We start from the raw sequence: 13,583 nt of genomic DNA on the forward strand, positions 1-13,583 counted from the left end.
AATTTAGTATAAAAATGAACACAAACCCAGATGCCATAATAGATTCTCTTTTAACCCAACTCATAGAAGATAAGGAAAAAGTTTTGGGTTATCCTGTTGCACAAGATTTTGATTATTCACGCTTAAATGAATTCTTAAAATACCCTATTAATAATGTGGGAGATCCATTTGAAGAGAACACGTATAAGGTGCAAACTCATGAAATGGAGTGTGAAGTTGTGGAGTTTTTCGCTGAATTATTTCGTGCAGATCCAAAAAATCATTGGGGCTATGTTACCAATGGCGGATCGGAGAGTAATCTTTATGGTCTTTACCTTGCCAGAGAATTATATCCAAAAGCAATGGTTTATTTTTCTGAATCTACACATTACAGTGTAAAGAAAAATATTCATTTATTAAACATACCGAGTATTACCATTAGATCGCAGGAGAATGGAGAAATAGACTATGAGGATCTAGAAAACACCTTACAATTTAACCGCCATAAACCTGCCATTATTCTAACCACCTTTGGCACAACCATGATGGAAGCAAAAGACGATGTTTCTAAAGTAAAAAAGATTTTAAAAAAACTAGCCATTCAAGACCATTACATACATTGCGATGCTGCATTATCTGGTTCTTACGGTGCTTTTATGGAGCCACGTGTACCTTTCGATTTCAAAGATGGAGCAGATAGTATTTCTATAAGCGGGCATAAATTTATTGGTTCGCCATTTCCTTCGGGAGTTATTATCACCAAACGCTCTTTAAGAGATCGAATTGCAAGAGGTATTTCATACATTGGCTCGTTAGATACCACGATTACAGGCTCTAGAAACGGACATAGTCCATTATTTTTATGGTACACCATTAAAAAAATGGGTCTAGAAGGTTTAGCAAAACGTTACCGCCATAGTTTGGAAACTGCAGAATACTGCAAAAATGAACTTCTAAAACGAGGTATAAAAGCATGGACCAATCCGGGGTCGATTACTGTGGTATTCCCAAAAGTATCAGATTTTATTAAAGGAAAATGGCAATTAGCCACCGATGACGATATTACACATATTATTTGCATGCCTAATGTAACTAAAAGTCAAATTGATGAGTTTATTAAAGATATTGTATTAGAAAAAAAGCGACCAAAAAGCAATAGCTATGTATTAAAAAAATTGATAACTTCGTTTAAGTATTAATCTAAAAACTTTATTGATTTTAGATTAATTTAATTTTGCTATTAATACAGACAATCTACATGCTAAAAATCTGGAAGATAAAAGAATCAAGATCTAATAAACTTATTTTAATTGCAGATAAATCAATATACAAAGGCAATCCAAAAGTAAATGATTTAAATAGAGTAACCCCGCAAACAACTGATATTACATTCTTAAAAGATTTATTTAGCATTCCTTATTCTTATATTACAAAAATTGAAAATCAAAGTGGTAAAAATTATATAAAGATATATTTCGGAAAAGAATCTGAAGAAGAGCTTTATATTGATAATGAAAAAACTAAAAAAGAGGTCTTTGAAGCTATAAAAAACGACAATCCTAACTTAAATTATAGTTCGGAAATCCCAAATATGGTACGGTATGCTAAGCCTCAATTCTTCGCATTATTGATAATCACAGGGGTTTTTATTTGGTCTTTTTATCTTGCAAATCAGATAGAAAATGGAGCTGAATATGAAATTATTGGCAGAAGAGCTGGTATCGCAGGTATCGTACTTGCAATAGCCAATCTTGGAACTTTTAAAATTATCTCAGGATATTTGGTTCTTTTAGGAATTACTGTTGTTTCACTTTTAAAAAGGCTGAAATCGAGAAGTGAAATTGAATTTTTAAATCGTTAAAATTAATTATAACGATTAAATAAATAAAGAGTAAACTTTTGATGTATTTCAAATTAATCTTTCTCATTTCAAATATTAATCGTAATATTGCAATGAAACAATAAAGATACATGGGATTAGCTAAAACAGAAATATTTTCCGATTCACAAAACGAAATAGCCTTATTTGCAAAAGTATTTGGGCATCCTGCTCGCGTGGCCATTTTAGAACATTTATTTAAAACAAACTCTTGTGTTTGTGGCGATTTGGTAAACGAAATTGGTTTAGCTCAACCCACAATATCTCAACATTTAAAAGAACTAAAACTTTTAGGGTTAATAAAAGGCAATGTTGAAGGCACGAGTGTTTGCTACTGCATAAATGCAGAAAACTGGACAAATATGAAAGCAATAATGAACACCTTTTTAAATCAAGATTTACCTAAAATAGATTGTTGCTAAAAAAACATTAATAGTATTATCAAAAAAAATAAATTAAATTATGAAACTATCAGAAATAAAAAAAGAATTAAGCAGATTAAGCCAAATCACCTTTAAATTACCAAACGGGGAATTGGTACCAAACCATTTTCATGTTACGGAAGTCGGAAAAATAACAAAACATTTTATTGATTGCGGTGGAACAGTTAGAAATGAAACTGTTGTAAACTTTCAACTTTGGAATGCAAACGATTACGACCATAGATTACACCCAGAAAAATTATTAAACATTATTGAGCTTTCTGAAAAAACTTTAGGTATCGAAGATTTAGAAATTGAAGTAGAATACCAAGCCGAAACTATTGGTAAATTTGCATTAGATTTCGATGGCACCAATTTTCTATTAACCACAAAACAGACCGATTGTTTAGCACAAGACCAATGTGGTATTCCTGCTGAGAAGCCGAAATTACAATTTTCAGATATCCAAACTGGCGAATCTTGCAAACCAGGAAGTGGTTGTTGCTAAACTTAAATCTATTCACCAATAATTTTAAAAATAATTATGACTGTATTTAACGATATCGATAGAGTAATTTCAACCTTCAATGTTGAAACAATAGCCGACTCACGCAAAGAAATATTAAAACCATTAGTAGATTTTATTCAGCTAAAAGTAAATACTAAACAGGATATTCGTATTAATTTTATTTGTACGCACAATTCAAGGCGAAGTCATTTATCGCAAACTTGGGCACAAACCATGGCACATTATTTCAATATTAAAAATGTGTTTTGTTATTCGGGAGGTACAGAAGCAACTGCTCTTTTCCCGATGGTGGCGAAAACTTTAGAAAATTCAGGATTTAAAATAAATAAAATTTCGGATACTAGCAACCCTGTTTACAGCATAAAATACTCCGATAATTCACATCCAATTATTGGGTTTTCAAAAAAACTGGATAGCTATTTTAACCCAAAAGCATTCTTTGCTGCTGTAATGACTTGCTCGCAAGCCGACAACGGTTGTCCGTTTATTCATGGTGCAGAAAAACGAATTCCTATAACTTTTGAAGATCCAAAAGCTTTTGATAATACGCCACAACAGGCCGAAAAATATCAAGAACGTAGCTTACAAATTGCAACCGAATTATTTTATGTGTTCTCACAAATAGTCTCTTAAAATGAAATCAATAAAAAAACTTAGTTTCCTCGATAAAAATTTAACACTTTGGATTTTTGTAGCTATGGCTATAGGCGTTAGCATCGGTTATTTTATACCAACCTTCCCAAGTATAATTGAGAGTATGAGTAGCGGTACAACAAACATACCGATTGCCATTGGTTTAATTTTAATGATGTACCCACCACTAGCAAAAGTGAATTACAAACTTTTACCAATGGTTTTTAAAAACACAAAACTGCTATTTATTTCACTCCTTTTAAATTGGATTATTGGTCCGGTTTTAATGTTTGTTTTAGCCATAACTTTTCTACATGACTATCCAGAATACATGGTAGGCCTTATTTTAATAGGCTTAGCACGTTGTATTGCTATGGTTTTAGTTTGGAACGATTTAGCCGAAGGCAGCAGCGAATACGGTGCAGGCTTAGTGGCTTTAAACAGTATTTTTCAAGTTTTTGCTTATAGTTTTTATGCCTGGCTTTTTATTACTGTACTACCTCCCTACTTTGGTTTTGAAGGTGCTATTGTCGATATTTCTATTGGAACCATTGCAGAAAGTGTGGCTATTTATTTAGGACTTCCATTTGTTTTAGGTATTTTAAGTCGATACTTTTTAGTAAAATTAAAAGGCGAAACTTGGTATACAGAAACCTTTATCCCAACAATTTCACCGCTAACTTTAATTGCACTTTTATTCACAATTGTAGTTATGTTTTCTCTAAAAGGTGAACTTATTGTAGAAATACCAATGGATGTTTTAATCATTGCAGTACCGTTACTTATTTACTTCACAGTCATGTTTATTATTGGTTTTTTCGCTACCAAAGCAACTGGTGCTACTTACGATAAAACAGCATCGGTAGCATTCACAGCGGCTGGAAACAATTTCGAATTAGCCATCGCCGTAGCTATTGCTGTTTTTGGATTAAATTCGGGCCAAGCCTTTGCTGGTGTTATTGGGCCTTTAGTTGAAGTTCCTGCTTTAATTTTATTAGTAAAAGTTTCATTTTGGTTGAAGAAGAAATACTACGGAAACGCTGTACAGTAAAAGGTTTTATTTTGAAACCGAAAAGTGCTTGATTTTATGATATAGATTGGCTAATTTCGTTTAGTCAATTTACATACGAATGAACTTAAATTACGAGCTTACAGAATCAGACTATTTAGAATATCATCTTTACACGGCTTCTAAATCTAAATTAAACAAAAAAACACGATTTCGTACTCGAATAATTATCCCTATCATTTACACACTATTTGCGCTTTATTCAGCTATAAATGATAAAAGTTATGTTATAACAATAACATTTGTTTTAATAAGTATAATATGGTATGTTTTTTATCCTAGATATTCTAAATGGGCCAATAAAAGGCGTTTTCAAAAACATATTGACGAAAATTATAAAAACAGAATTAATAAGCCGGTAGAAATTTCTTTTAATGAAGATTCGGTATACTCGAAAGACTTTTCAACCGAAACAAAAATAAAGGGATCTGAACTCAATGAGTTGAACGAAATAAAAAACCATTTCTTTATTAAACTGAAAACAGGATTATCATTAATTGTTCCAAAACGCGCTATTATTAACCAAGCGGAATTTATAAAGAAAGTTACAAGTTTAGGAGCCGAACATATCGATGAGTTAAATTGGGAATGGAAATAAAAAACTTCAAATTAATGACCATGATTTAATATAATTTTTATGGCTTTTTAAAAAAAATTAACTAGTTTTCAATAACATATTATCGAACAAACATTATAAATATATTCACAAAAATAAAATGAAAAATAAAAAAGCAATCATTACAGGCGGCGGTCGTGGCTTAGGAAAAGCAACTGCTATTGCATTTGCAAAAGAAGGTATAGATGTAGCAATAACAGGTAGAAACGAAGCTGTTTTAAAAGAAACCGTTTCAGAATTAGAAGCTATTGGAGTTAAAGCAACCTACTCAGTTTTCGACGTTGGAAATTATGAAGAAGTAAAAACAGGAATCAAAAACATTATTGACACATTTGGTACTGTAGATATTTTGGTAAACAATGCAGGAATTGCTGCTTTTGGAACGTTTAACGACATGGATGTTAATCAATGGACTCAAATTATCCAAACCAACGTAATGGGCATGTATTATGTAACAAAAGAAGTTTTACCATACTTAATAGAAAAGAATGAAGGTGATATTATAAATATATCATCTACCGCAGGATTAAGCGGAAATGCAACTACATCTGCTTATTCTGCATCAAAATTTGCAGTAATAGGTATGTCGGAATCTTTAATGAAAGAAGTTCGTAAAAATAACATTCGTGTTTGTACTTTAACACCAAGTACTATCGCGTCTGATATGTCTATCGATTTAGGAATCGCCACTAAAGATTCTGAAGACAGTGTTTTACAACCAGAAGATTTTGCAGAGCTTATTGTTGCAGGTTTAAAACTACCAAGACGCGCCATGCTAAAAAGCGCAGCTTTATGGTCTACAAACCCATAAATAAGAATAGATATAGCGAGATTTTCAATATAAAATTTCGCTATATTTTTTTTAAAATTAAAGCGAATTAAAAACAGTGCTTTTTACAATCATACATCATAATATTTATAATAATGGAAAAAGTAATTATTGCCCCAATTAGTGTTCAAGCATCAAAAACAGAAGCGTTTTTAAAATTAGCAAAAGTAATGGTCGCACAAAGTAATACTGAAGTTGGCTGTTTACAATATAGGCTTTTAAATGAAGTCGATAAAGAAACTGAATTCCTTTTTCATGAAAAATATATTAACGAAGAAGCTATTGAACTTCATAACGCTTCGGAACATTTTATAAATTTCGTAAATGCAATCGCTCCTTTCTTATCTAAAGCCCCCATTATCGAAGTTTTTTAATCGTAAAAAAATACTATAAATCAACATCGTATCTTTCCCTATACATTACCAATTCCACTATCCACATACCAGAAAAAGCACATACAGCTTAGCTGAAAATTATTTCTTTAATTGTTAAAAAAGTAAGGATTCTATTATTGTATTCATACTTAAAAGAGAAATCACAACTGTTCTTCTATAAAAAAACGAATTATAATTAAAAGTATATTTTGCCTAGTGAATGTTTTTAATTAATTTCGTTTAACATCTGATAATAAAATTGTATTCATTTTTACTAATCATATTCTTCCAAATAGTAAAAACGAAAAAACCCTCACAATTAAAAAATCTAAAAATGAAAAAACTAGTCTACCTACTGTTTATGTTACCGATATTTATTGGCTGCAATAAAGACCCAAAATTCAATGATCCTATTCCAGATCACGACAGCTTCACGTTAGTATCACAACATCTTAACGAAACACGGGTTATCAACGTTTGGATACCAAAAGAGCTTAAAACCAATAACACCGCATTACCAGTAATTTATATGCCTGACGGCGGAATAGAAGAAGATTTTCCACATATAGCAAACACCATTGCAGCACTTGTAGAAAACAAAAGTATTCCGCCAATAATTTTGGTAGGGATTGAAAACACAGACCGTAGACGAGATTTATCGGGTGCATCTCAAGAAAAAGAAGATGCCAAATATTGTCCGTTAACCGATGGTGCCAAAAATTTTAGAGCATTTATTACCAGTGAACTATTTCCTGAAATAAATAAGAGATACCAAACAACCAACAAAAAAGGCATAATAGGCGAATCGCTTGCTGGACTTTTTATTATGGAAACCTTTTTATTAAATCCTGAAATATTCGATTTTTATATTGCCATGGACCCATCACTTTGGTGGAATAACCACTCTTTAGAGAAAAATACTCCAAATTACCTAAAAAATTTTACAAGTAAAAAAACTAAACTTTGGTTTGCAGGTTCGGGAGCCGAAGATGTTTCGGTATTTACCAACAATATCGAAAAATATTTACTATCAAATGCGCCAGAGAATGTAATATGGAAATATTGTAATGAACCAAATGAAAAGCATAGCACGATTTTTAGAGCGACAAAAGAAAAAGCTTTAGTTTGGACTTTGAATGCGAAATAAACGCATTAAAATTAAAGTCTCTTTTATTAAAAAACATCTTTTGTAAATATTAGAAAAACTTGACTTTGTAAAAAATTTCAGCTAAATTAGTGTCAACCTTTTAAGATTTCTTAATTACGAATAACTAACAAGTACCTAAAACACAACAAATATGGCTTTTTTTATCAATAACAAAGAATTTTCCGATCAAGAAGAATTTATAAGATATGGCCGTGGTTGTGCTACAAAAATTCCGACACCAATCGATATTATGCGAGTTGATGAAGAGATTACTGCTAATAAAACTAGACGTAAATTATTTTCGGAATTATCTATAGAAGTTAGATTTCACCATATCACTTATGGAGCAAGAGGATTGATAACAAAAACTCAAAGGATACAACAAATAGAACTTTTAAATACAGCTTACGCTTCTGCTGGCTTAACTTTTAATTATAGCGAACAGGAAGTCAAGTTTATTGATAACGAGAACTGGTACAATATGGGTCATGCATCTGCAAGCGAACGCCAAGCCAAAACTTCACTAGGAGCAGATCCACACAAATACTTAAATTTCTATACTGGAGGTTTAGTTTCTGGCTTGTTAGGTTGGGCAACATTCCCTTATGATTTAGCTGGAGATCCTGTTATGGATGGTGTTGTAATGCTAGATGAATCTTTACCTGGAGGTACAGCTGCCCCATACAATTTAGGGATGACGGCAGTACATGAAGTTGGGCATTGGTTAGGTTTATTCCACACGTTTCAAGGTGGCTGCGATGGTATTGGAGATCAAGTAAAAGACACGCCTGCACATAGCAGCGCTAACTACGGAAAACCTGAAGATGGTAAACCTCATAACGCTTGTACTATTGGCGATTATGCTCCTATCCACAATTATATGAATTATGTAGATGATGATTGGATGAACGAATTAACAATAGCTCAAGAAACCCGTATTAAAGAACAGATTATGATGTATAGAACGGGATTATTGAATCCTGCAAATGTGTAAAAATCTTAAGATAGTTAACTAAACCTTAGCAGATATATGCGTTAGGGATTGATGCGACATCCTTTTTGCAAAATAAAAAAAGCCTAAACTCTTTATGAGCAAGGCTTTTAATTTATAATCTAGATGTTGCAAACAGAAACGCTTTGCAAAAAGATATAGCGGAAAGCCCGACCCTTAGGGTAACGCCCAAAAATTATTATTCTAATTCTTGATGTTTAGAATACGTTTTCCATTTATTAATACATTGCTGCATATCATCTGGAATTTCGGTATCAAACCTCATAAACTCACCAGTTCTAGGATGTACAAAACCAAGTGTTTTAGCATGTAGCGCCTGTCTTGGTAATACTTTAAAACAGTTATCTACAAATTGCTTGTATTTGGTAAACGTAGTTCCTTTCAGTACTTTTTCACCACCATAACGCTCGTCGTTAAACAAAGTATGCCCAATATGTTTCATGTGTACACGAATTTGGTGTGTACGTCCCGTTTCTAACTTACAAGATACCAAAGTTACGTAACCTAAACGTTCTAAAACGCTATAATGCGTTACGGCAGGCTTACCTTTATCGGCATCATCACCAAAAAACACCGTGTTTTGTAAACGGTTTTTAGGATGGCGACCAATGTTACCTTCTACCGTACCATTATCTTCGTTCATATTACCCCAAACAATAGCAACATACTCACGTTCACTGGTTTTATTAGCAAATTGAAGCGATAAATGTGCCATAGCCTCTTCGGTTTTTGCGACTACTAAAAGTCCGCTTGTATCCTTGTCAATACGGTGTACCAAACCTGGCCGCTCGCTAGAATTATTAGGTAAATTATCGAATCTATAGATTAATGCATTTATAAGTGTACCGGAGTAATTTCCATGACCTGGATGCACAACCATTCCTGGTTTTTTGTTTACCACAAGTAAGTCATCATCTTCGTAAACCACATCGATATCAATATCCTCTCCAACCAATAAATTCTCGAATGGCGGATGTGCAAAAAGCACACGAATAGTATCAAAAGGTTTTACCTTATAATTAGATTTTACGGGAACATCATTAACAAAAATACTGCCGTTTTTTGCTGCTGCCTGAATTTTATTTCGGGTAGCGTTTTCAACAAAATTCATTAAATATTTATCAATTCTAAGGGGTGTTTGCCCTTTATCTACAGTAAATGAATGGTGTTCGTAAAGATTATCTTCGTCGGGTAATTGCGGTGTATATGCGTCCATAATTAAGGTCTGTTGCCATTACCTAAAACCAAATCTATTACCGATGTTTTCGGCAATTTATCGCTTGGTTTTATTGTTTTGCCTTTATAGCTCATGCGTAAAACCATATCTTCTGCAATATTGTTTTCGTAAGTTAGCTTACCTACTTTAAAGCCTAAGGCTTCTAGGGTTGGTCTGGCTTGGCGGTATGTGCGTTCTTTTAAATCTGGAACCTCTATTTTTTGGTATCCCGATGGGTTTAATGTTAAATAAATTTTTCTATTTTCTTTTACTTGTGTACCAGATATTGGCTCTTGCTCTATAACCGAAAATTTAGGGTAATTAGGATTGAAATTAGCCGAATCCTGAATTTGCATCACTAAATTATTTTCACTTAGCTCTATTTCGGCAACATTTATAGATTTACCCTTTAAATCTGGAACAGTTTCAAACTCACCATGATTTGTAGATACGTTCAACCATTTTAACATAATAAAACAAAGTACCACAATTGCAACGATAGCCAATGCTAATTGCTTAAAAAATGTTTTGCTAACAAGGAATTTAATAATGCTCATGTATAATTTTTATTATTAGGCAAATATATAAAAACAGAACTGTTTTTTCTTTTGCAATTTATATGATATTTTAGCTTTATGAATAATAACTACGTTTTATTATTCGTTTTAGACGGAATAACGATTTTTTCGCTTTCGCGGAAAGCATAAATACATAAAAATGAAAAAAAATATTGCCATAATAATGGGAGGCTATTCTAGCGAATATAAAATTTCTTTAACCAGCGGAAATGTAGTTTTTGAATCTCTTGATAACTCAAAATATAACGCTTACCGAATTCATATATTTAAGGACAAATGGGTTTATGTAGATACTAATAATACAGAGTTTCCAATTGATAAAAACGATTTTTCGGTAACTGTAAATGGAACTAAAATCACTTTCGATTGTGTGTTTAACGCCATACATGGGTCTCCCGGAGAAGATGGTTTAATGCAAGGTTATTTTGAATTACTAAACATGCCACAAACCAGTTGCAACATGTACCAAGCGGGTGTTACCTTTAATAAACGCGACTGTTTAAGTGTGCTAAAACCCTACGGAATTAAAACAGCAGAATCTTATTATGTAAACAAAGGCGATGTTATAAATGAAGATGATATTATTGCAAAAGTAGGATTACCTTGTTTTGTAAAAGCGAATAAAGCCGGAAGCAGTTTTGGGGTTTCTAAAGCACATACAAAAGAAGATTTACAACCTTCAATTGAAACCGCTTTTAAGGAAGATGACGAAATTATTATAGAGTCGTTTTTAGACGGTACAGAAGTTTCAGTTGGGGTAATTACTTATAAAGGTGAAACAAAAGTTTTACCCATAACAGAAATTGTAACCGAAAATGATTTTTTTGATTATGAAGCTAAATATCTTGGAAAATCTCAAGAAATAACACCTGCAAGACTCACAAAAGAACAAGAACTCAAAGTAAACACGTTAGCAAAGAAGGTTTACGAGGTGTTAAAAATGAAAGGTTTTAGCCGTAGCGAGTTTATTTTTAAAGATGGTGAGCCCCATTTATTAGAAATGAATACTATTCCGGGTTTAACTCGGGAAAGTATTTTGCCACAACAAGCAAAAGTGGCAGGAATTAGTTTGAGTGACTTATTTGATAGTGCTATTGAAGAGGCTTTGAAATAGGTTCTTTTCAGTTGACTATTTTGAGTATTAAAAGATTTTTGCTAATACCATAACTAAAATCTGTAGTTAAAATTTACAGATTTAGAATTGTATCTTTACTAACACATAAATATTTCCTTTTAAATTAGGAAGAAGAAAAACTTCATGAAACGAGCTATATTCCCAGGATCATTCGATCCGATAACTTTAGGACACTACGATATTATAAAACGTGGGGTAACACTTTTTGATGAAATTATTGTGGCTATTGGTGTCAATTCCGATAAAAAATATATGTTCACTCTTGAAGAAAGAAAAGCATTTATTGAAAAAACTTTTGCAGACGAGCCTAAAGTGAAAGTAGTAACTTATGAAGGGTTAACTGTCCATTTTTGTCAAGAAATAGGTGTTGAATTTATTTTACGTGGCCTGAGAAATCCAGCCGATTTTGAATTCGAAAAAGCCATTGCACATACCAACCGTGACCTTGCTCCTATTGAAACTGTTTTTCTTTTAACAGCAGCAAAAACTTCTTATATCGCTTCATCTATTGTGCGTGACGTTATTAGAAACAATGGTGATTACACAAAATTAGTTCCCGATACTGTGCGGGTTAAATAACAGTTTCTGAATGCAGTTTTCCCTAAAATTTAGAGTTTATTTTATTTTTATATTTTGTACTATAGTTTCTTGTAAAGAAGATAAACCGGCAGATATCATTACCAATTTTTGCTCAAATATTCACAGAAACGATAGTTTAACACTATCTAATGCACTTAAAAATGTTACCCCTTTAATGAAGGATAAAACTGGTGTATATGTTCTGGAAGATGGTAGTGGGGCTATGGTAGCAAGAGCCTGGTTAACTGAGTATGCCGAAAAAACCATAGACATTCAATATTTTATATTTTCTACTGATAATATCGGGCTTATTGCCTGTGATTATTTGGTAAGAGCCGCAGATCGTGGTGTTAAAGTACGTATCATTGTAGACGATATTATGGTGGATGCAGACATTGAAGATATCTTAACTTTTAATTCTCACGAAAATATTTCCGTTAAAATTTATAATCCCGGAATTAATTTAGGTAAAAATATTTTTCAGAAAATAGAAAAATTTTCAACCGATTTTAAAGGTGCCAATCAGCGTATGCACAACAAAACCTTTATTGTAGATGATAAGGTTGTTATTACAGGTGGCAGAAATATAGCCAACGAATATTTCGATTACGACCACGAATATAATTTTAGAGATCGTGATATTCTTTTATTAGGAAAAGAAGCTGGAAATGTAAAATCATCTTTTGAAACGTTTTGGAATAGTTCACTTAGCGAAGATGTTACCCAAATAATTAATAGTAATACTAAAAAATTATATTCTGAACACACTTTTGATAAACTTCATGAATATGCTTGCAATCCAGAAAATTTTTGGCCACAAGTTCGAAACCGAATTAAAAACTTACCTAGCGCTTTTGATGACATTAAAAATTCCGATAATCTTGTTTGGCTAGACGATGTTCATTTTATTTCCGATTTACCAGGAAAAAATGATGAAGATTATAATTTATCAGGAGGTGGGATTTCTACTGATGCACTAGTCGATTTGGTAAAAAAAGCTAAAACATCTATAGATATTCAAACACCTTATTTAATAACATCTAACCTTAGCCGAAACTTATTTAAAAAAGCCATAGATCGAGGTGTTACCATACGTATTTTAACAAATAGTTTAGCATCTACAGATAATGTTGAAGCTTTTAGCAGCTACCAAACCGATCGCGAAAAATTATTAGAAACAGGTGTTCGAATTTTTGAATTCCGTCCTGATGCAGAAGAACGCTCAAAAATAATGACAGGCGAATTGCAGGAAAAATTAAATTACAAACCTACTTTTGGGCTTCATGCCAAATCTATGGTGATTGATAATAAAACGACAGTAATTGGCACCTTTAACTTAGATCCAAGAAGTGCTAATTTAAACACAGAATGTGTTGTAATTGTTGATTCTGAAAAAATTTCCAAAGGTGTTTTAAAAGGTATGGAAATCGAATTTAAACCAGAAAACGCTTGGGAAACGACTTTAGAATTTAATCCAGATTCTGAAGTTAGCAATTACAAACGTTTAAAAACTTGGACACGAAAAATACTACCTAAGGCTATATTATAATATATATTTTTTTACAACATAAACACCAATTAATTAG

16 protein-coding genes are annotated in these 13,583 nt (G+C 32.4%); 14 read left to right on the forward strand and 2 right to left on the reverse strand.

Going from position 1 to position 13,583, the window contains the following annotated elements; genetic code table 11:
* Positions 1 to 14: 14 nt before the first annotated feature.
* From GQR97_RS01820 to GQR97_RS01870, 11 genes are all read left to right on the forward strand, one after another.
* Positions 15 to 1,178, forward strand: coding sequence for a histidine decarboxylase (locus GQR97_RS01820; RefSeq protein WP_158844517.1), 1,164 nt, complete (start codon positions 15 to 17; stop codon positions 1,176 to 1,178).
* Positions 1,179 to 1,237: 59 nt separating this feature from the next.
* Complete coding sequence (locus GQR97_RS01825) at positions 1,238 to 1,840, forward strand: hypothetical protein (RefSeq protein ID WP_158844520.1); 603 nt, start codon at positions 1,238 to 1,240, stop codon at positions 1,838 to 1,840.
* Between the two features lie 110 nt (positions 1,841 to 1,950).
* Complete coding sequence (locus GQR97_RS01830; RefSeq protein ID WP_158844523.1) at positions 1,951 to 2,280, forward strand: ArsR/SmtB family transcription factor; 330 nt, start codon at positions 1,951 to 1,953, stop codon at positions 2,278 to 2,280.
* 40 nt (positions 2,281 to 2,320) lie between these two features.
* Entirely contained in the window at positions 2,321 to 2,788 is a 468-nt protein-coding gene (locus GQR97_RS01835) for a DUF6428 family protein (protein ID WP_158844525.1), read from the forward strand.
* Positions 2,789 to 2,824: 36 nt separating this feature from the next.
* A complete protein-coding gene (locus tag GQR97_RS01840) occupies positions 2,825 to 3,442 on the forward strand; it encodes a low molecular weight phosphatase family protein (RefSeq protein WP_158844528.1) in 618 nt (205 codons plus the stop codon).
* A gap of 1 nt (position 3,443) precedes the next feature.
* Complete coding sequence (arsB, locus tag GQR97_RS01845; RefSeq protein WP_158844531.1) at positions 3,444 to 4,493, forward strand: ACR3 family arsenite efflux transporter; 1,050 nt, start codon at positions 3,444 to 3,446, stop codon at positions 4,491 to 4,493.
* A 79-nt stretch (positions 4,494 to 4,572) separates the two neighbouring features.
* On the forward strand, positions 4,573 to 5,109 hold the full coding sequence (locus tag GQR97_RS01850; RefSeq protein WP_158844534.1) for a YcxB family protein: 537 nt from the start codon (positions 4,573 to 4,575) through the stop codon (positions 5,107 to 5,109).
* Positions 5,110 to 5,227: 118 nt separating this feature from the next.
* Positions 5,228 to 5,938, forward strand: coding sequence for a 3-ketoacyl-ACP reductase (locus GQR97_RS01855; RefSeq protein ID WP_158844537.1), 711 nt, complete (start codon positions 5,228 to 5,230; stop codon positions 5,936 to 5,938).
* Positions 5,939 to 6,051: 113 nt separating this feature from the next.
* On the forward strand, positions 6,052 to 6,330 hold the full coding sequence (locus tag GQR97_RS01860; RefSeq protein ID WP_158844540.1) for a putative quinol monooxygenase: 279 nt from the start codon (positions 6,052 to 6,054) through the stop codon (positions 6,328 to 6,330).
* Positions 6,331 to 6,664: 334 nt separating this feature from the next.
* A complete protein-coding gene (locus GQR97_RS01865) occupies positions 6,665 to 7,477 on the forward strand; it encodes an alpha/beta hydrolase (protein WP_158844543.1) in 813 nt (270 codons plus the stop codon).
* 151 nt (positions 7,478 to 7,628) lie between these two features.
* A complete protein-coding gene (locus GQR97_RS01870) occupies positions 7,629 to 8,471 on the forward strand; it encodes a zinc metalloprotease (protein WP_158844546.1) in 843 nt (280 codons plus the stop codon).
* 196 nt (positions 8,472 to 8,667) lie between these two features.
* On the opposite strand, the gene GQR97_RS01875 is transcribed toward GQR97_RS01870, so the two are convergent.
* Together GQR97_RS01875 and GQR97_RS01880 are read right to left on the reverse strand one after the other, a co-directional pair.
* Positions 8,668 to 9,705 carry an RluA family pseudouridine synthase gene (locus GQR97_RS01875; protein ID WP_158844549.1) on the reverse strand — a complete coding sequence of 346 codons (1,038 nt, stop codon included), beginning with the start codon at positions 9,703 to 9,705 and terminating at the stop codon, positions 8,668 to 8,670.
* A 2-nt stretch (positions 9,706 to 9,707) separates the two neighbouring features.
* Positions 9,708 to 10,262, reverse strand: coding sequence for a PASTA domain-containing protein (locus GQR97_RS01880; RefSeq protein WP_158844551.1), 555 nt, complete (start codon positions 10,260 to 10,262; stop codon positions 9,708 to 9,710).
* Positions 10,263 to 10,422: 160 nt separating this feature from the next.
* Here GQR97_RS01880 and GQR97_RS01885 point away from each other — a divergent pair, with 160 nt between their 5' ends.
* The 3 genes from GQR97_RS01885 to GQR97_RS01895 all read left to right on the forward strand — a co-directional run bounded on the left by GQR97_RS01885 (position 10,423) and on the right by GQR97_RS01895 (position 13,546).
* Positions 10,423 to 11,397, forward strand: coding sequence for a D-alanine--D-alanine ligase (locus tag GQR97_RS01885; RefSeq protein ID WP_158844554.1), 975 nt, complete (start codon positions 10,423 to 10,425; stop codon positions 11,395 to 11,397).
* 144 nt (positions 11,398 to 11,541) lie between these two features.
* A complete protein-coding gene (coaD, locus tag GQR97_RS01890) occupies positions 11,542 to 11,997 on the forward strand; it encodes a pantetheine-phosphate adenylyltransferase (protein WP_158844557.1) in 456 nt (151 codons plus the stop codon).
* A gap of 10 nt (positions 11,998 to 12,007) precedes the next feature.
* On the forward strand, positions 12,008 to 13,546 hold the full coding sequence (locus GQR97_RS01895) for a phospholipase D family protein (protein WP_158844560.1): 1,539 nt from the start codon (positions 12,008 to 12,010) through the stop codon (positions 13,544 to 13,546).
* Positions 13,547 to 13,583: the final 37 nt, after the last annotated feature.

Source organism: Algibacter sp. L1A34 (assembly GCF_009796805.1).
In the GTDB taxonomy this organism is placed as follows: Bacteria; Bacteroidota; Bacteroidia; order Flavobacteriales; family Flavobacteriaceae; genus Algibacter.